Raw genomic sequence first — 17,400 nt, forward strand, 5'->3', positions numbered from 1 at the left:
ACTCGCTATGCTTAAGTTTCGCGGGCCGTTAGCTCAGCTGGTAGAGCAGGAGGCTCTTAACCTCTGTGTCATAGGTTCGAACCCTATACGGCCCACCATTTTCCCGCAACACCCAATGTACGACAAGCCATTGCCATAAAAACACATTATGTATACTGTTCCTTATCAAGTTTAACAAACGTACTGCCAAGAAAATGCTTTCTACAAGCTTTAATCCTATTACTGTTATTCCCTACATTATTATCGGCTGAAAAGCCGATACGAACTGCCACACCTATTTCCTGCTGTTACAACTTTATAAACCTTCACCTGGTGAGGCTGCGCATGTTTACACAAAAATATAAATATTTACCCTTTGTAATGTGGTTTTTTCCATTAGTATTTTTTACCTATCAATTCATTCTGCGCCTCTGGCCTGGTTTGATGATGTCGCAAATGATGACGCAATTTTCTATCGATGCCAGTCATTTCGGCTTGATTGCAGCGTTTTATTATTATGGTTATTCAAGTATGCAAATTCCCGCTGCGCTTCTCTTGGACCGCTTCGGAGCTAGATATATAGTAGGCGTTTTTTGCCATTGTTTGTGGTGTAGCTACACTGTTATTTACTTATACCAATAATTGGTATTTAGCCTGTTTGGCCCGATTCCTGGTTGGCGTTGGTTCCGCTGCAGGTTTTTTAGGTGTATCTAAAGTCGTGTCTGAATGGTTTCCAAAAAATCAATATACCAGAATGATTGGTTTCTCCTTTACTGTAGGTCTTATGGGGGGCGATCTATGGTGGTAAACCACTTAGTCTTCTTATTGAGATTTATCATTGGCAAAACGTTGCCCTGACTCTTGCTGTAGTTTCTATTGTGATTGGTTGGTGTACTTACCTTGTTTTGCGTACTCCTACTCATAACAAAAGTGAAAAAACCTATCCAGAGTCATTTAGACTATCCAGTTTTAAAGCGCTCCTTTCATCACCTACTATCTGGTTATTAGCGCTTGCGAATTTGTTGATGGTCGGCTCTCTGGAAGGTTTCAGTGATGTATGGGGAGTGCCTTATTTAATGACTGCCTACTCAATTACCAAAAGTGAGGCGGCGGAACTTATCTCATGTGTATTTTTGGTATGCTCTTTGGAGGACCTGTTTTAGCATTTTGTAGTAAAAATTAAGTAATTACACTGTCATTGCTTTATGTGGCTTGGGCATGGCTGGGCTATTTGCTGTCTTATTAATGCAGGAAAATTACCACTGGTGGTTTCTTGTCTGTTTATTTTTACTATTGGCTTACTATGTTGTTATCAAGTACTTGTCTTTGCAGCCGGCTCCGATTTGGTCAAGACAGAACAGTTGGGTCTTACCATTGCGTTTCTCAATTGCATCAATATGCTTGGCGGCTCTTTTTTCCATACTGCCATAGGCAAGGTCGTGGATCTCTTCTGGAGTGGCTTAGTAAGCAGTGAAGGGATTAAACTGTATAGTCTACTCGCCTATCAACGTGCATTAATGTTAATACCAATCTGTGCCGTTCTCGGAGCGTTAATTGTTTGTTTGCTGGGTTTCAAATCCAGCAGGCAACAGGAACTATCTGGAGCTGCACTCTACACATCATAGTTGGAGAAAATCGTGGAAAAATTATTTTGGCAAGATCCCTATCGATGCACACTCAATACAAAAATTATTTCCATTGCTAATAATGATATTTTGCTAGAAAAAACGATTGCCTATTCATTTTCTGGTGGTCAAGAAAGTGATAAAGCTTATATCAATGATCTTGAGATCATTGATTCAAGAATGGAAGGTTCTCTTATTTATTATACGCTTGCTAATGGCCATAACCTTAGGATTAATGATGAAGTCGTTATGACCATCGATTGGCCACGCCGCTACAAACTTATGCGTTTGCATTTTGCGGCAGAATTAATTTTAGAACTCGTCACACAAAAATATCATTTTAAGAAAGTTGGTGCCCACATTGCTGAGCATAAAGCTAGAATCGATTTTATTCATGACGGAAATATTTCCGCAATTTTTGCGGAAATATTAGCCGAGTACAATGACATTATTGAAGCGGATAAACTCATTCAAACTGGCTATTCTGATAGGTCTACACAACGTCGTTTTTTGGAAGATCGATGGTTTTGCTGAGGTTCCCTGTGGCGGGACACATGTTAAATCGACAGCCGAAGTAGGCTATATTGCCTTAAAACGCTCACATCCAGGAAAATTGATTGAACGGATAGAAATTAAATTGCTTTAACTTAAGTTTATCAACATTCTTCCATCACAGGCTGCGGCTTGTTTCTGGGAACTCACCACAAAAATTTAGACAACAGGAGTCAGTCACTACCTGCCTCTTTTCGGAGTGGCGAAAGCCACGTCTCGAAAGCCAAACATGAAAGCTTCGAGACAGCACTACGCGGTTCTTCAGTCCGAACGAGCCAAGTGCTGTCTGAGCATTTTCCTGTTTAAATTTCGTGGAAATCTCTCGGAGCTTGTTTTGTTGCATCCAATCAACCTTAATCAAAATCTTTTTTCAATTGAATACAATATTCTTAACAATCGATAAAACCCAATTCAACCAAAATGCAGGGGCCATTAGCAATGATATTGATTTTATTTTTCAGGCAATTACTAATTGCAGTGTCACTTTCTGCCCCAGGTTGCATCCAAATATTTTGAATGCCCTTTTTTATGGCTTGTGCCACAATTTTTTCGGTAATCCAAGGAGGAGTAATAATAGAAATACTATTTACAGATTGTGGTAACTGTGCAATTTCTGTGATGCAGGGCACCCCTTCCACCATTTTTTCTCCGGGGTTGACTGGATAAACCGTTTTATTATGTTGCAAATAACAACGCAGGACTTTGTTACCAACTTTTTGCCGATTATTTGAAGCGCCAATGACAGCATACGCACTCGAGCTAAAAAATTGTTTTATCTTATCAGACATGTTTCATTCCAGTTCTGTAGTTATTCATTATTGAATTATCATTTAAGTGTATACAATTCCACGTTAGACTGTTTCCATTTGTCCTTTTTGCCTTTTTAACCAAATAAATTTATAAACAAGCGCAGCAAATGTTATTTTTCCTATGGCGCCTAAAATATAAGGCCAAACCCCCCATCCACCAAGCCTGTTTAAAACCGAAATGAAAACTTACTAGCAAAAAGCCACAGAATAAAATCAATGTTTCGTTCAAAGACAGACACAACCAGATCTTAGCAAAAATGTTGTGGACGTATCGTTGCCAAAACTCTACCTACCATCCAGGAAGCCACCAGAAAACCCCAATAATAACCTGCTTTAATTGAGCCAAACCAATTAGGTGCTGCAGAGCCATCTGCAAGAACAGGAAACCCGAGAGTAGCAAGTACCAAATAAGTTACAACTACCCAATACGCTTTACGTTGAAGAGTCATTGCTACGAGAGAAACACTCAAACTTTGTAAAGAAAGTTGTAGCGATATCCCTGGAAGTGGTAATTTTTTTGCGCCATAAGCGCCATGAAACAAGCACCTAACATTGAGAAAGCAATTATTTTCCATGAAGAAATCAGTATTTTATATTGTAAATTCAATATCATAGCCATACCATCTGATAAGATGGTTAGGTTACCTTCTTCTATCAATTAGTGAATAATCATATAGGGCATTCTCTTATCGGTAAATCGGTGATTTCAAATGATTTCATTACCATAAATGATGCAATATCACCCATAGTGATGTTTTTTAAATAAAATGCCAAGCTCCTCTGATGTGTAAAACCAAACGATTGAGGTTACAGTTCAATCAACCGTAGTTCCTATGCTTAATCTCTATTTAAAAGTTAATAAAATAGAGCTTAAAGTAAATAAAACAGGAATCTGTAACAGCTTAGCAACAATATATTGCAAATATGCTTTGGAAAATAAAGAAGAGGAATTTCTTACCATATTGCGATTTATTGAGCATAAAGGTAAAGAAATTTTATATGCTCAAGAACATGGTGTCCCCCTGCCTGGCACTGATGAATTTTCCAATCTGGATGAAAGTATAATTAACAAATTTATTGGTGAAGTTTTATTTACCTATCGCCCTAAAGAAGTCGATAAAACACTTAATCGGGATCATAACCCCTAATTACTTACAGGAAGGTATGAACTTTCCTTAGTTATGAATATTACTTGCTTTCTTATATAAACAGTCTATACCTATAAATGATATTTTACTTAATATAAGGATATTGCGATGGACTTAAATAAACGTATTGAGCCCAAAACATGGGCATTTGTAGAAAAAATACAAAACGCCGGTGGCAAACCTCTTTATGATCTACCTGTGTCAGAAGGCAGGGCCATATTTGATAAATTACAAGAGTTGAAATCCGATAAACCTGATGTAGACGTTGAAGATCACATCCTCCCAGTTGGTCCCAAAGGCAAGGTTTCTATTAGAATTATCCGTCCCAAAGGAGCGAAAGAAGCTCTGCCTGTCATCATGTATTATCATGGTGCTGGTTGGGTTTTTGGGGACTACCAGACTCATGGACGTCTTGTTCGTGAACTTGCTGTTGGTTCTCATGCAGCAGTGGTATTTGTAAATTATAGCTTAGCGCCTGAAGAGCAATATCCCACACAAATAGAGGAAGCCTATGCTGCAACGAAATATATCGCAGAGAATGGTAAAAAATTCAATCTCGATACCTCTCGCTTTGTAGTTGGAGGGGATAGCGTAGGCGGTAATATGACCATCGCCATGACCTTGCTTGCCAAACAACGTGGCGGCCCCAGGATCGATTATCAAGTTCTTATTTACCCAGTAACTGATGCTAATTTTGAGAATGGCTCTTATACAGAATTTGCAGAGGGACCTTGGCTAACTAAAAAAGCGATGGAATGGTTCTGGAATAATTATTTGCCCAATAAAGAAAAACGAAAAGAAATAACCGCTTGTCCATTACAAGCCTCTATTGAGCAATTAAAAGGTTTGCCGCCAGCATTAGTCATTAACGGTGAATGCGATGTACTCCGTGATGAAGGCGAAGCTTATGCTCATAACCTAAACGCAGCGGGTGTTCCTGTTACCGGAATCCGACATCATGGAACGATTCACGATTTTCTGATGTTAAATGATATCGCAGATACTCCTGCTTGCCGGAATGCAATTGAAACCATTAATGGTCATCTGTGTGCTGTTTTTAATCATAAACATAAACAATAAAACCCCTACTCCATGCTAACATCAAAGCACCAAATTTCTTTGATGTTAGCATTTTTCTTTCAGTAGCCTGATTAAATATCTGAAACACGATTTAAATGTAATTAAATATTGTTAAACCTTGAATGCGGGCAAAACTTTGTTGTGCTGCTTGTAAATAAATTCGCTGTAAATCCAGTTTGACAGCCACTTCAGGAAGATTAACATCTTCCAGTGAAGATAGTGTTTCTGTGCTTGTTTCAATTAAGTCCATATTGACTTGATCAGCCACATCCAATTGGTTCAGACGAGCTCCTACCTGGGCTTGATAAGCAATGATATTGTCAAGTGCCGTATCGAACTGATCGAGCAACTGATTATTTTCAGTTTGTACGATTGCTTTATCAATAGGGCTGGCAAAAGGCCTATTAAGATTGTTAACCATGCGAGAAACAGTTGAAAAATAGATTCATTACGTGCAGGATTGATAGCAAAGCTATCACCAACCTGTGGCTCACCGGAAATAGTTATTTGTATCCCATTAAAACTAATCGTTGATCCAGCCTCATAAACTGGCGCATCATCAACCAGGCCAGAAGGTGGAATTACTGAGCCACTACTCACTCCACTTACCATCATTACCAACTGGTTAGACGAGTTTAATGAAAATTGCAGAGTATAATCATCAGGAACAAAAACTGCTGTATCATAAACCGTTCCTGAACTCACTGAAGCAGTGCCCGTATTTGGCGTAGCAGTAGGTGTAACGGTAAAAAAGTGTTTCCATTGAGAATACGCATGAATAAATCAGAACCATTATCGTTAGTCGCAATTTTCAAACCACCACTAATGGTTTGTAAACGTTGCGTTTCATCACCGTTATAAAGGAATTCTCCATTGACATCCCTGGTGAATGGTTGAGTAGCAGTTTTACTGCCACTAAATAAATAATAACCATTGCTATCCTGCGTATTTCCCATACCTAGCAATTGATCTAAAAGGTTTTTAGCTTCCTCACCAAGCGCATGGCGATCAGCTTCTGAGAGAGCAGTACTACCCGCTTGAACTTGTAATTCCCGAAGACGCTGAATAACACCAATTGTATTACCCAACACACTTTCTTCAAAAGTCAGGGCACCAACTGCTGCCTCACGATTCTGTTGCATTCGCTCAGCCGCATTAATCCGTTGCCTCATCAAATCAATTTTTGAAGCGGAGATAGGATCATCAGAAGGTGATTCTATTTTTTCTGTGATGACAATTGCTGCTGCAATTTCAAAGTCTGTGCTTGTTGAGTTAATAATCCATTAAGTCCACGCAGAAATATTTGATTGGTTGAAATGCGCATTGATCACCTCAGTGCAGCAAATAATACATCCATTATCTGGCCTGAAATAGCCATTACCTTGCTTGCTGCTTGATAAGCCTGCTCAAAACGGGTAAATTACTGGCTTCTTCATCCAAATTAACTCCACTTTTACTTTCACGAAACTCAACAGCCTGCTGATGTAATATATCGGCAGCTTCACTACGAAGTTTAGCTTGATAGGTTTTTCCACCCACTTCGGCAATTAAATCAGAATACCTATCAAATAAACTCTCTGTACCGTTTTCAAAGATCTTATCTTGTTGCAGAGAGGCTAATTTCAAGCCATTATAATTATCGCCTATACCACCGCTATTATAAGATGCAGTATATGTATCCCCCGTCTTAGGGATACCAGATAACACAATCGAATATGAAGGGGTCAGCGCATCAGGAATCATTATTGTATTATCAACATTGGGAGTAAAAGTGAAGGGGCCTGTTGTTATCGTATCTGTGACGTTCACTAGGTTGTATTGAGTATCTGAAATAAATTCAATGCGGTATTCTTTATCTACTACAGTCGTATCAAAAATTTCTCCAAGAGCGATGTGTCCTGTTCCAGTATTGGCTAAGGAAGCCTGAGTACGAACAGGTGCGGCAAAGGCTATCTCACGTGCATCAAAAATATTTAATTTAAGATCTCGAGCGGCACCGCGAGTTGATGTCAACGTATAATGATCGTTATCAACTAAGTTGTTTATATCATCAACTGTAATAGTTAATCCATCGATCACCACTTGGGCAGCTGGTGGTGTAGGAGGTGTATCAGTCCAATTTAAGGTTGTCGATTGTCCGTCTGATTTACGTATAATTCTTATTTCATTGCTAGAAGTATCACTAACCAATAGTTCATAATCACTTAGCTGAAGTTGGCTAATATCAGAAATTTCGACTGATAAAACACCTGTCCCACTATTCGTTACACGCGGAGTCGAACGCTCTAATTGCAAACTCATTTGATTGTAATCAGTAAAAAATCTTTACCAATTTGGCTATTCATATCAAGACCTAGGCGATGTTGATTATTAAACGTTGCTGCAAGTCCAATAGCCATTTGTCCCAGCAATTGACTAGTTTCTGAAAGAACTCCCTGCTCAAAATCAAGAAACCCTCCCAACATACCGGAGTGTAAATTATGGCTAATATCTGTTTGACCTAAGCCATTTTTAATAAAAATTTTTGTTCCAAACTGATTGCTTGTGCCAAGATCAACCTCTAACTCACGTTGCTCAGAACCAATTACCAGCATTTCTCCACTACCAATTCCGACACTAATACTTGAATCTCCCTGCCCAATCACTGTGACATCGGTATACTGTGATAATTCGCGTAGTAATTCATCTCGCTTATCCATTAACTCCGGTGCATTTGGCATACTGCTAAGCTGGATATTTACTTGGGCAATATTGGCAGTAATTTGATTTATTTGCTCAACAGCTTGTCTAATTTGCGCTGTATTATTTTGTTGATACTCATCCAAACGAAGTTGCATCGTATTGAACTGATCCACTAACAGCTCACTTTGCTTCAATGCGACACCGCGTGATGCAAGACTATCTGGTGCATCATTTAGTTGACCGAGTGCACTAAAGAAATTTTGTAGCGCTGCTGAAATGCTGGTGCCCTCTTGAGAGAGAAGCCTGTCAATCTGTAACGCTTGTTGATAAAAGGTATCGTATTCTGTTTTGGTGGTCAGTGTATCCCGTACTTGCTGAGTAGCAAATTGATCATTATTGCGTTTAACATTGGAAACAGTAACTCCAGTGCCAATAAAAGAACCAGCATAACGTTGAGATGGTGTTGGCGTAAAATGAATAGTTTGCCTGGAATAGCCACTATTATTAGCATTTGCAATGTTATTACCTGTCACCTCAAGAGCGCGTTGGAACGCGTTGAGACTTGATGAAGCAATCCCTAAAATTCCTGCCATGCTTCTTACTCCTAAATGTTGAGGCGATGTTGAGATCTAACACCGCTTTGCGATGCTAAAAATTGAACACCAATTTACACAAAGCCTCCAAGTAACATTAATCTATTCCAGAGAAACCATTTCTTTCTAAAGCTTGCTGCAACTCATCACCATGGTAAATTGCTAATATTTTACTGGCATAACCGGGATCTGTTGCATAGCCAGCACGATGCAACTCATCAATATAACGCTCAGGATTATCAGTATTTGCCAATGCAGCCTCATAACGCTCACTTCCCTTAATCAGAGAAACATAATCATTAAAACTATGCTCAACTGATGGATACTTTCGAAAAGAAGCACTCACCTTAATAGGGGTATCGGCAATATACTCAGTAGTTTTAATTTTTACTGCCTCACTCTCTGTATTAGAGGCCGCTTTTATATTAAATACATTATTACTGCTACTGCCATCAGACCCTTTGGCGACGAATTGCCCCCATCCTGTTTCTAACGCGGCTTGCGCCATTAAGATTTTAGGATCAAGACCTAATAAGTTGGCCGCCTGTCTTGCATAAGGCCAGATTGATTTTACAAAATCATCAATATCTGCACTGCCAGCAATTGTTTTTGCCGGTGTCATGGATAAAGGAGCGACGCGGGAAGCCAACATGTCTTGTTCTACCACATTCGTTGTTTTGGTATTAGCAGTAGTCATATTGACTGATTGTCCTAATTGTTTAGCAAGCATGTTGGCCAAACCAAGGCCCTGGCCACTGGAAATATTATTCGCATATTGCCCATCAAGCATGTCTTGAAATATTTGCTCATTCTTACCCATAAATGGGCTTGTATCATCGAGGAAATGTTGCCCCATTCGCATCGCTTTTAACATTGATTGCAGAAAAATTGCCTCAAACTGTTTGGCTACCTCAGGTAATGCCTGTTTGGCATCTTTCTGTGCCTCTAGCTTTAAATTTTGCAAACCTTGAAAATCAGTTACGGCTATTCCTTCTATTGTCATCCCTATCCACCTATTAAATGATTATTATGGTTGCATTTAATGCCCCCACCTGTTTTAAAGCTTCCAGAATAGCAACTATATCAGCCGGCGTGGCTCCAACTGCATTAATCGCTTTAACAATATCTTTTAAAGAAGTGCCTGGTGCGAATAAAAAGGTACGATTACCTCGTTGTTCGACATTGATCTGGGTATCGGGAACAACGACTGTCCGCCCATTAGCAAAAGGATTAGGCTGACTTACGACTGGATTCTCGCTAATCGTAACTACTAAATTACCGTGAGATACTGCAGAAGGCTTAACATGAACATTTTGTCCAATCACAACCGTTCCTGTCCTCGGATTAATAATTACCCTCGCTTCAGCCTCACCTGGCGTAAATTCAATATTCTCTAATACAGAAACATAATCTACACGTTGCGACATCAATTTAGGCGCAGTCACTTCGACAGAAGTCGCATCTATTGCTTCTGCAGTTCCGGGCCCCATTAATTCATTGATTGCATCTCTCATTCGTTTTGCGGTGGTAAAATCAGGGCTGTGCAAATTATAAGTCAGCTTTCTTGAAAAATAGAAAGGATTAGGAATATCAACTTCCACTGTTGCCCCATCTGCAATACGTCCACCACTTGGTACGTTCACTGTAACACTCGAACCATCGTCACCTTGTACACCCAAAGCAACAACAGTGATATTACCTTGTGACATAGCATAAACACGCCCATCAGCTCCTTTTAGCGGCGTAAGTAATAAAGTTCCGCCACGAAGGCTTTTTGAATCCCCTATAGAGGATACATTGACATCCATGGTCTGCCCTCTTTTCATAAATGAACTCAGATTGGCAGTCACCATTACTGCGGCAATGTTTTTAGAATTAAGTTTGACTCCGGGAGGAATATTGATTCCCAATTGCATCAACATATTACCAAAAACTCTGTTCAGTAAATCGGGTACCTGAACGATCCCCGGTGCCATCCAATCCTACCACCAAACCATAACCAATAAGCTGGTTCGTACGAACCCCTGCTAAGGTCGCTAGATCTTTGATGCGCTCAGCACAAACCAAACCCGTGAAGGCATTGATAAGTAAAAAGGCAAAAATTACAGAGCTTTTACGCATTAGCTAGTCCCTTAAAAATTGACAACTTAGATCGGGAAGAGAGGTCCCCAAATAAATCGAGCAAACCAACCTTGTGCATTCGTATTATTGATTTGACCTACGCCGCCATAAGCTATTTTTGCATTTGCTATTCTATCTGACGTGATAGAATTATCTGGCCGGATATCTTGAGGCCTGATAATTCCTGACAACCTGACAAACTCACTGCCCTGGTTGATACGAATCCATTTTTCACCCTGCACGACCATATTTCCATTTGCCAGAACCTTAGCTACAGTGACTGAAATACTGCCTGCCAATTTATTATTCTGTACAGATTGCCCTTCACCCTCAAATTTACGATTAGCATCCAAATCGAAATCAAAATTGTAACCACCACCCAAATTCACAGGGCGCCCCATCACAGTCGCATTAACAATTTGTGTTTTATCATTTTTTCGCTGTCTGGTAATAGCACGCTTTTGAGCATCTGTTTTTTCCACCAGGATCACTGTAACAAGATCACCAGCATGTCTTGCCCGAGGCGTTTCAAAAAGTGGTAATACCGTTTCCGCATTATAAATAGCACCATTTGCATAACGTTTCTGTGTTGGATCAAGCATTGTCGGATAAGTAGGCGCATACTCAGGCTCAGTACCAGGATATGGCGGATTTAGTGCTTCACAACCTGTGAGCAAGTAAATAATTACTGAGCCTAATAGATACCGAGAAATAGTCATTGCCACTACCTAATTACAACGTTTGTGTTAAATACTGCAACATGTTATCTACAGTCTGAATTCCTTTCGCAGTTATTTCATAACTGCGCTGAGCCTGGATCATATTCACCAGCTCTTCCACAACGTTGACATTAGATGCTTCCAAAGAACCCTGTAAAAGAGTCCCCAAACCCGAGTTGCTTGGGTTATCAGTTTGCGCTGGCCCACTGGCTACTGTCTCAACAAACAAATTCTGCCCTAGCGGTTGCAAACCAGCAGGGTTCACAAAGTCAGTCAATTGAATAATACCGAGCTGAGTAGGTACGTTATTTCCCGCAACAAGTGCACTAACCGTGCCATCATTACCAATTGTTATACTTAATGTTTGCTGAGGGATAACCATTGGGGGTTGCAACACATACCCATTAGCCGTAACAAGCTGGCCTTGAGAATCAGCCTGGAAAGTTCCATCTCGCGTATAGGTTTCTGTGCCATCAGGTAATAATACTTTAAAAAATCCTCTTCCCTGAATAGCAATATCGAGGGGGTTTTGTGTATTCTGGATACTTCCCTGATTAAATATTTTTTGTGTGGCAACCATGTGCACACCAGTCCCCATGTTGATACCAGTTGGTATTTCTGTACTTTGACTGGATTGGGCACCTGCTTGACGTAGATTTTGATAAATCAAATCTTCGAATACAGCCCTTCCTTTTTAAAGCCTGTTGTGTTGACGTTAGCTAAATTGTTCGCAATATTCGCAATGTTTTTATCTTGTGCATCAAGACCGGTTTTACTAACCCATAATGCTGGTTCCATAGCAGCCGTTCCTTGTTTTTATTATTATTTTTATTATAAAATTCACAGCTGCAATAGTTGTGCCAATTTCTGTGAATTTTCGTCGACGGTTTGCATAACTTTCATTTGTGCTTCAAATTCTTTTCCTGTATTAATTAATTCAACCATGTTTGCAATAGGGTTCACGTTAGAACCTTCTAAAGCACCTTTCACCAAAACCACCGAAGCATCTGCAGGTGCTACCCCACCACCTTTTAGCTTCATTAAGCCCTCATTATTTTTAAACAGATTTTTGTTCGATAATTTAACCAGTTTAACGCGATCTAATACTGCCAGTTCATCTGGCTCTGCCCCAAGCGGTACGATCGATATCGTACCATCACTACCAATTTCAATTCGCTGGGCGGGAGGAATGGAAATTGGCCCACCATCACCTAGGACAGGTCTCTTCGCTGCCGTCATTAACATTCCATTTTCGTCGACATGAAAATCACCTGCCCGTGTGTAAGCTTCTTTACCTTGCGCATCTTGTACTGCAAACCAACCTTCACCCTGAACAGCAACATCTAAATCTCGCCCTGTAGTCATTAAAGGACCATCAGTAAAATCTACACCATGCTCTTGTTCCACAGCCAACGCTTCAGCAGTTTCTACAGAGCCAGTAAGATATTTAGATTGTGCCTGAAATAACTCGCTTTTAAATCCTATTGTACCGCCATTAGCCAAATTATTTGCACTAATTGCCTGACGATTAAAATCAGTTTGTGAGCCATTCATAGCATTATAAAGAATAGGTTCCATATTTAATGATCCCTCTTTTATTATTCGAGCTCGCCTTTAACAAAAATTAATAGAGAGCTTGAGTTTAACGGATATTAATAATCGTTTGCGTTACCGCATCCGCTGTTCGTATAGTCTGCGCATTGGCCTGAAAATTACGCTGAGCACCAATTAACTTTACTAACTCACCGGTGAGATCAACGTTTGAATCTTCAAGAGCACCGGATTGGATCAAACCAAGGCTACCAGTACCAGGTTTACCAACTAACGCCTGTCCTGAAGCCGAAGTTTCTGCCCAACTGGTATTTCCTAAAGATTGCAAGCCATCAGGATTAGCAAAATTGGCTAACTGAACTTGACCCATAATTCGCGATTGACCATTCGTATAACGTCCAAATAAAAAACCTTCTTCATCGATATCCAAACCATCCAGACGGCCTGTGGTAAAACCATTTTGAACGTTTGATTGCACAGCAAAAGGACTACCAAATTGCGTACTATTGGTGAGATCCACGTTAAAAGCTAAAGGATTTGCTCCATTCGTTAAAACCATCGATAAAGGGATCTGATTATTAGCCAAAGGAGTATTTGTTAGATCCGCCGCGCTGGCAAAAGAACCATCACTATTAAAATTAATACGATATAAATTATCAGTGTTGTTCACAGCACCTAAAGGAGGCAGATCCTGATTATCCAATTGGAACGCTACATACCATTGATTAGTAGACCCTGGAGGTGTAGAAGCATTCGGATCCCCTAGAACAGCGCTCGAATCAGCATGGATAAAATACATGGATAAAACATGTGAATTCCCTAAGCTGTCATATATTGTCGACGAAGTAACATTATTGTAAGTATCGCTTGCTGGAGAAACACCACCAGCCCAATTGACGGTTGGTGCTGTACTATTCGAATATAAATTTAAGCCACTAGTCAGGAGCGTTGTAGCACTTGGGTTAATATTAGCTGTATTAATTTGCAGATCACCTGCCAAACTACTTAACGCACCATTTTGATCGGCAATTAGTCCTGTCAAACGTTGATTGGAGCTATTGACAATATAACCATCATTACTGACTCCAAAAGCCCCTGCTCTGGTATAAACTTTGGAGCCTTGATCATCCAAAACAAAGAAGCCAGAACCACTGACGGCCAGATCTAGACTGTTGTTGGTAAAAGAAAAACTTCCCTGTCCAAACGTTTGCTGTACTCGCGATAGACGCACACCACTTCCAATCGCATTCGAGCCGCCCCCATAAGAACCAGTAGCATACACATCAGCAAATTCAGCCCGCGAGCTCTTAAAACCCGTCGTTGCTGAGTTTGCAATATTATTACCAATCACATCTAAATCAGAAGATGCTGCCTGAATTCCGCTCAGTGCTGTTCCAAATACCATGATTGTCTCCTTGTCCGTTTGCTTCTGGTTATCAGATTAAAACTCCATTTGATAACCTTTTCGAAGCTTGCAACTTATTCACTTGAATACGCTGCAAATTTCCGTTTATCCGGTAATTTGTTTTACATCATTTAGAGATACCGCCCCGACACCGGCAACATTCAATTTCACGCCCTCACCATTTTGACCCAAACTTACACTGTCTACATTAGCCGCGGTCATAGTTCTTAAGGCAACTTCCTTGCCAGAATAAATGCCATTTACTTTAATTGCATATTTTCCGGCAGATACACGCTCCCCTTTTTGATTAAATCCGTCCCAACTGAACTCAAACAGTCCCGCACTACGCTGTCCTAAAGGAATTTTTCTAATTAACTCACCTGATTCAGCATAAATAGAAGCTGTCAAATCACTCACTCCGGCAGGAATATCAACCGCTGCTTTCGCATCACCTTCTTGTCCAATACTTAAGGCAGTACTATTCACTAAAACTTTCCGGCCAACTAATGCTGACGCTTGTAATGCCTGATTTGACTGCAAAGAGGTAGCAAGTTGTTCAATCGATTCTTGCATTTTAGTAATACCATCGTTCGTACTAAACTGTGCCAATTGAGCAAGGAAATCACCATTAGTGCTAGGTTCCAAAGGATCTTGATGTTGCACCTGTGCGACCATCAATCTTAAGAAATCCTGTTGGCCCAAACTCTTACTTTGCGTAGTTCCTGCTTGTGACAATTGATTGACACCTATATTTGTTCCATTCACCGAATTCATAGTCATGATTTATCCCTTACTGTCCTAACTGCAGAGTGCGTTGTATAAGTTGTTTGGTGGTATTAAGCATTTCAAGATCCATTTGATAGGCTCTCGATGCAGAAATAATATTCGCCATTTCTTCCACATAATTAATATTAGGTGAATAAACAAACCCATCTTGATCAGCCATTGGATGATTTGGTTGATATTGTTTGACAGGCTCCGCCTGACTTTCATAAATTTGCGGAACTGCAACACCTGCCCGAACCTGATTATTCATCCATTGCTGACTGTCTTCTTGTATTTCTTGAAACACCGGATATTGTGCCCGGTAAGTGTCCCCCGGACTCCCAGTAACAACATTGGCGTTACTCATATTACTGGCGCTACTTGCCAGACGTGTAGTTTCAGCAACCAACGCTGAACCAGCAATATCAAAAACGGTATTCAATGGCATGATTATTCCCCTCTCAACGCTGTCATCATTGACTTAATCTTGTTATCCAGGAAGGTTAAACTTGCTTGGTAAGATATCGCATTACGAGCAAACTCGGTCGTTTCCTGATCTTTATCAACCGTGTTACCGTCCAATGATACATGACTCGGTGTACGATATTTAAGTTGACCTGCAAAAGTTGTCTGTCCATCGATATGGTTGGGATTGTCCACAACCATTTGCTGTGCGGAAGCTGACATGGACTGAGCTAAGACGTCATTAAAATCAATATCTCTAGCCTTATAATTTGGTGTACTCACGTTTGCCAAATTATGGGCGAGTTGTGATGAACGCTGATCACGAAGCACTAATGCTTTTGCATGTATACCGAGATAACTATCCAGATCAAATGCCATTCCTTACTCCTATAACCGTGTCAATAGCTGCCAAGCAAATGCTGTGCCAATTCATTCTTTTTCTTCCCCAACTCTCACACCATGGTAAATTTTCATGAAATTTTGTCACAATGATTGTCATCAATATGATTTAAGAGTAAGTTGCTTATGTTGTTAGCCTAACGAATACACTTACAACTAAATTATTGTCATTTATCCATGATTTTATGGGTAATAACTCAATGAATAGGGAAACTCTTGATAATCGTGCCAGGAATGCCTGATTGAATCAGAGGTAATCAAATGAGAGATAAGTCTGTAGAACCCCCAGAAAATGCTATTGAATTAGTTAAATCTTATCTTTTGCAATTGCAAAATAGTATCTGTGACTCCTTAACCAAACTTGACGATCAAGGAAAATTTCATGAAGATGCTTGGACGAGACCGCAAGGTGGCGGTGGTTTAACACGTGTCCTTAATGAGGGAAAAGTATTTGCCAAAGCTGGTGTCAATTTTTCCCACGTCGCTGGCGAACAACTTCCTCCTTCTGCTAGCAGCCACCGCCCAGAACTTGCAGGCTGCCGTTTCAGCGCTCTTGGGATATCACTTGTTATTCATCCTGATAACCCCTATGTGCCAACTTCACATGCTAACGTGCGCTTTTTTGTTGCTGAAAAAGAAAATACCCCCCCTGTTTGGTGGTTTGGTGGGGGCTTCGATCTCACACCCTATTATGGTTTTCATGAGGATTGCCAACATTGGCACCGAACAGCCCTTGCTGCCTGTCAACCATTTGGCAGTGATCTTTATCAGCGCTTCAAATCATGGTGCGATCACTATTTCTATCTTAAACATCGTCAAGAAGCGCGTGGTATTGGAGGGTTATTTTTTGATGATTTCAATGAAGGTGGTTTTTCTCATAGTTTTGGCTTAATGCAAAGTGTAGGTGATCATTTTATTAAAGCGTACGAACCAATCGTTAAGAGGCGTATGAATCTACCTTACGGCCCACGAGAAAAAAATTTCCAACTCTATAGGCGCGGACGCTATGTTGAGTTTAATCTAATCTACGATCGTGGGACTTTGTTTGGCCTGCAGTCAGGTGGGCGAACTGAATCCATTTTTAATGTCACTTCCTCCAGAGGTGCACTGGAAATATGACTGGCATCCTCAAGAAAATACGGCAGAAGCCAAACTTTACAGTGATTTTCTACCTGCACAAGACTGGCTGGAAAATTAGAACAAACCGATAATTGGAACTGGATAGTTAACCTTCAACTATACTATTACTTGGGATGAGGGTTAACTGCCTACTCCAGCAGAGCATTCACTTCAGATAAGTTTATTGAGTAATTTTTTTGCGATAAAAACTGCTCATTAACAAAAACACGCCAATCAATAGAACATTGCTCACCTTCCAAGTCAATGACAAAATAACTATTCAAGGCATCTCTACTTCGTGTGCACAATAAAGTTCCGGCATGCAAGAGCAAGCAGGGTTTCATGTTATTTTTCTTATTAAACTCACATGAGCATAATGGAGATGTCC

Annotated in this window: 21 protein-coding genes, 1 tRNA gene and 4 pseudogenes; 9 read left to right on the plus strand and 17 right to left on the minus strand. The window is 40.3% G+C overall.

Features of this window, described 5'->3' with window-relative positions; all coding sequences use genetic code 11:
• The first annotated feature begins 22 nt into the window (after positions 1-22).
• From BN58_RS13095 to BN58_RS25250, 6 genes and pseudogenes are all read left to right on the plus strand, one after another.
• A tRNA-Lys gene (locus tag BN58_RS13095) sits at positions 23-98 on the plus strand.
• A 226-nt stretch (positions 99-324) separates the two neighbouring features.
• Entirely contained in the window at positions 325-621 is a 297-nt protein-coding gene (locus tag BN58_RS34380) for an MFS transporter (protein WP_026069467.1), read from the plus strand.
• Positions 599-787 (plus strand): MFS transporter, encoded by a 189-nt coding sequence (locus BN58_RS34385; protein ID WP_332247990.1) that lies wholly within the window; start codon positions 599-601, stop codon positions 785-787. Before BN58_RS34380 ends, BN58_RS34385 begins: the two co-directional genes overlap by 23 nt.
• 70 nt (positions 788-857) lie before the next feature.
• Positions 858-1,142, plus strand: a complete 285-nt coding sequence (locus tag BN58_RS34390) for a hypothetical protein (protein ID WP_026069468.1) — start codon at positions 858-860, stop codon at positions 1,140-1,142.
• 42 nt (positions 1,143-1,184) lie between these two features.
• Positions 1,185-1,604, plus strand: coding sequence for a hypothetical protein (locus BN58_RS34395; protein WP_026069469.1), 420 nt, complete (start codon positions 1,185-1,187; stop codon positions 1,602-1,604).
• A 12-nt stretch (positions 1,605-1,616) separates the two neighbouring features.
• Positions 1,617-2,250 (plus strand): annotated as a pseudogene (locus BN58_RS25250) (alanyl-tRNA editing protein).
• 295 nt (positions 2,251-2,545) lie between these two features.
• On the opposite strand, the gene BN58_RS13120 reads toward BN58_RS25250, so the two are convergent.
• Together BN58_RS13120 and BN58_RS25255 are read right to left on the minus strand one after the other, a co-directional pair.
• Entirely contained in the window at positions 2,546-2,944 is a 399-nt protein-coding gene (locus tag BN58_RS13120; RefSeq protein WP_019217217.1) for a CoA-binding protein, read from the minus strand.
• A gap of 269 nt (positions 2,945-3,213) precedes the next feature.
• Entirely contained in the window at positions 3,214-3,540 is a 327-nt protein-coding gene (locus BN58_RS25255; protein WP_083852203.1) for a biotin transporter BioY, read from the minus strand.
• A gap of 258 nt (positions 3,541-3,798) precedes the next feature.
• Here BN58_RS25255 and BN58_RS13130 point away from each other — a divergent pair, with 258 nt between their 5' ends.
• Both BN58_RS13130 and BN58_RS13135 read left to right on the plus strand, forming a co-directional pair.
• Positions 3,799-4,113, plus strand: coding sequence for a hypothetical protein (locus BN58_RS13130; protein ID WP_019217219.1), 315 nt, complete (start codon positions 3,799-3,801; stop codon positions 4,111-4,113).
• Positions 4,114-4,221: 108 nt separating this feature from the next.
• Positions 4,222-5,193, plus strand: a complete 972-nt coding sequence (locus BN58_RS13135; protein WP_019217220.1) for an alpha/beta hydrolase — start codon at positions 4,222-4,224, stop codon at positions 5,191-5,193.
• Between the two features lie 91 nt (positions 5,194-5,284).
• On the opposite strand, the gene BN58_RS34400 is transcribed toward BN58_RS13135, so the two are convergent.
• The 14 genes and pseudogenes from BN58_RS34400 to flgB form a co-directional block, all read right to left on the minus strand.
• The gene (locus BN58_RS34400; RefSeq protein ID WP_019217221.1) at positions 5,285-5,614 is read right to left on the minus strand and encodes a flagellin; all 330 of its coding nucleotides are present in this window, start codon (positions 5,612-5,614) and stop codon (positions 5,285-5,287) included.
• A 280-nt stretch (positions 5,615-5,894) separates the two neighbouring features.
• Positions 5,895-6,365: a flagellar hook-associated protein FlgL gene (gene flgL, locus BN58_RS34405; protein ID WP_232220606.1), complete on the minus strand. Its 471-nt coding sequence runs from the start codon at positions 6,363-6,365 to the stop codon at positions 5,895-5,897.
• A 205-nt stretch (positions 6,366-6,570) separates the two neighbouring features.
• Positions 6,571-7,488: a hypothetical protein gene (locus BN58_RS34410; protein ID WP_232220607.1), complete on the minus strand. Its 918-nt coding sequence runs from the start codon at positions 7,486-7,488 to the stop codon at positions 6,571-6,573.
• A 2-nt stretch (positions 7,489-7,490) separates the two neighbouring features.
• Entirely contained in the window at positions 7,491-8,468 is a 978-nt protein-coding gene (flgK, locus tag BN58_RS34415) for a flagellar hook-associated protein FlgK (RefSeq protein WP_232220608.1), read from the minus strand.
• A 97-nt stretch (positions 8,469-8,565) separates the two neighbouring features.
• Positions 8,566-9,471: a flagellar assembly peptidoglycan hydrolase FlgJ gene (flgJ, locus tag BN58_RS13160; protein WP_019217224.1), complete on the minus strand. Its 906-nt coding sequence runs from the start codon at positions 9,469-9,471 to the stop codon at positions 8,566-8,568.
• 13 nt (positions 9,472-9,484) lie between these two features.
• A pseudogene (locus tag BN58_RS25270) lies at positions 9,485-10,589 on the minus strand (flagellar basal body P-ring protein FlgI).
• Positions 10,590-10,615: 26 nt separating this feature from the next.
• Positions 10,616-11,308, minus strand: coding sequence for a flagellar basal body L-ring protein FlgH (locus BN58_RS13170; RefSeq protein WP_019217227.1), 693 nt, complete (start codon positions 11,306-11,308; stop codon positions 10,616-10,618).
• A 13-nt stretch (positions 11,309-11,321) separates the two neighbouring features.
• Positions 11,322-11,978, minus strand: coding sequence for a flagellar basal-body rod protein FlgG (flgG, locus tag BN58_RS25275; RefSeq protein ID WP_019217228.1), 657 nt, complete (start codon positions 11,976-11,978; stop codon positions 11,322-11,324).
• A complete protein-coding gene (locus BN58_RS38260) occupies positions 11,975-12,106 on the minus strand; it encodes a flagellar basal body protein (RefSeq protein WP_269570291.1) in 132 nt (43 codons plus the stop codon). Before BN58_RS38260 ends, flgG begins: the two co-directional genes overlap by 4 nt.
• Positions 12,107-12,148: 42 nt before the next feature.
• Positions 12,149-12,886: a flagellar basal body rod protein FlgF gene (locus tag BN58_RS13180; RefSeq protein ID WP_019217229.1), complete on the minus strand. Its 738-nt coding sequence runs from the start codon at positions 12,884-12,886 to the stop codon at positions 12,149-12,151.
• Positions 12,887-12,950: 64 nt separating this feature from the next.
• Positions 12,951-14,264 (minus strand): flagellar hook protein FlgE, encoded by a 1,314-nt coding sequence (gene flgE, locus BN58_RS13185; protein WP_019217230.1) that lies wholly within the window; start codon positions 14,262-14,264, stop codon positions 12,951-12,953.
• A gap of 105 nt (positions 14,265-14,369) precedes the next feature.
• Positions 14,370-15,044, minus strand: coding sequence for a flagellar hook assembly protein FlgD (locus BN58_RS13190; protein ID WP_019217231.1), 675 nt, complete (start codon positions 15,042-15,044; stop codon positions 14,370-14,372).
• A gap of 10 nt (positions 15,045-15,054) precedes the next feature.
• Positions 15,055-15,477: a flagellar basal body rod protein FlgC gene (gene flgC, locus BN58_RS13195; protein WP_019217232.1), complete on the minus strand. Its 423-nt coding sequence runs from the start codon at positions 15,475-15,477 to the stop codon at positions 15,055-15,057.
• 2 nt (positions 15,478-15,479) lie between these two features.
• Positions 15,480-15,872, minus strand: coding sequence for a flagellar basal body rod protein FlgB (gene flgB / locus BN58_RS13200; protein ID WP_019217233.1), 393 nt, complete (start codon positions 15,870-15,872; stop codon positions 15,480-15,482).
• A gap of 282 nt (positions 15,873-16,154) precedes the next feature.
• Here flgB and hemF point away from each other — a divergent pair.
• A pseudogene (hemF, locus tag BN58_RS25280) lies at positions 16,155-17,091 on the plus strand (oxygen-dependent coproporphyrinogen oxidase).
• A 70-nt stretch (positions 17,092-17,161) separates the two neighbouring features.
• Here the strand turns inward: hemF and BN58_RS13210 are convergent.
• A pseudogene (locus BN58_RS13210) lies at positions 17,162-17,400 on the minus strand (hypothetical protein); the annotation flags it as partial.

The sequence above is a fragment of the Legionella tunisiensis genome, from assembly GCF_000308315.1.
In the GTDB taxonomy this organism is placed as follows: Bacteria; Pseudomonadota; Gammaproteobacteria; order Legionellales; family Legionellaceae; genus Tatlockia; species Tatlockia tunisiensis.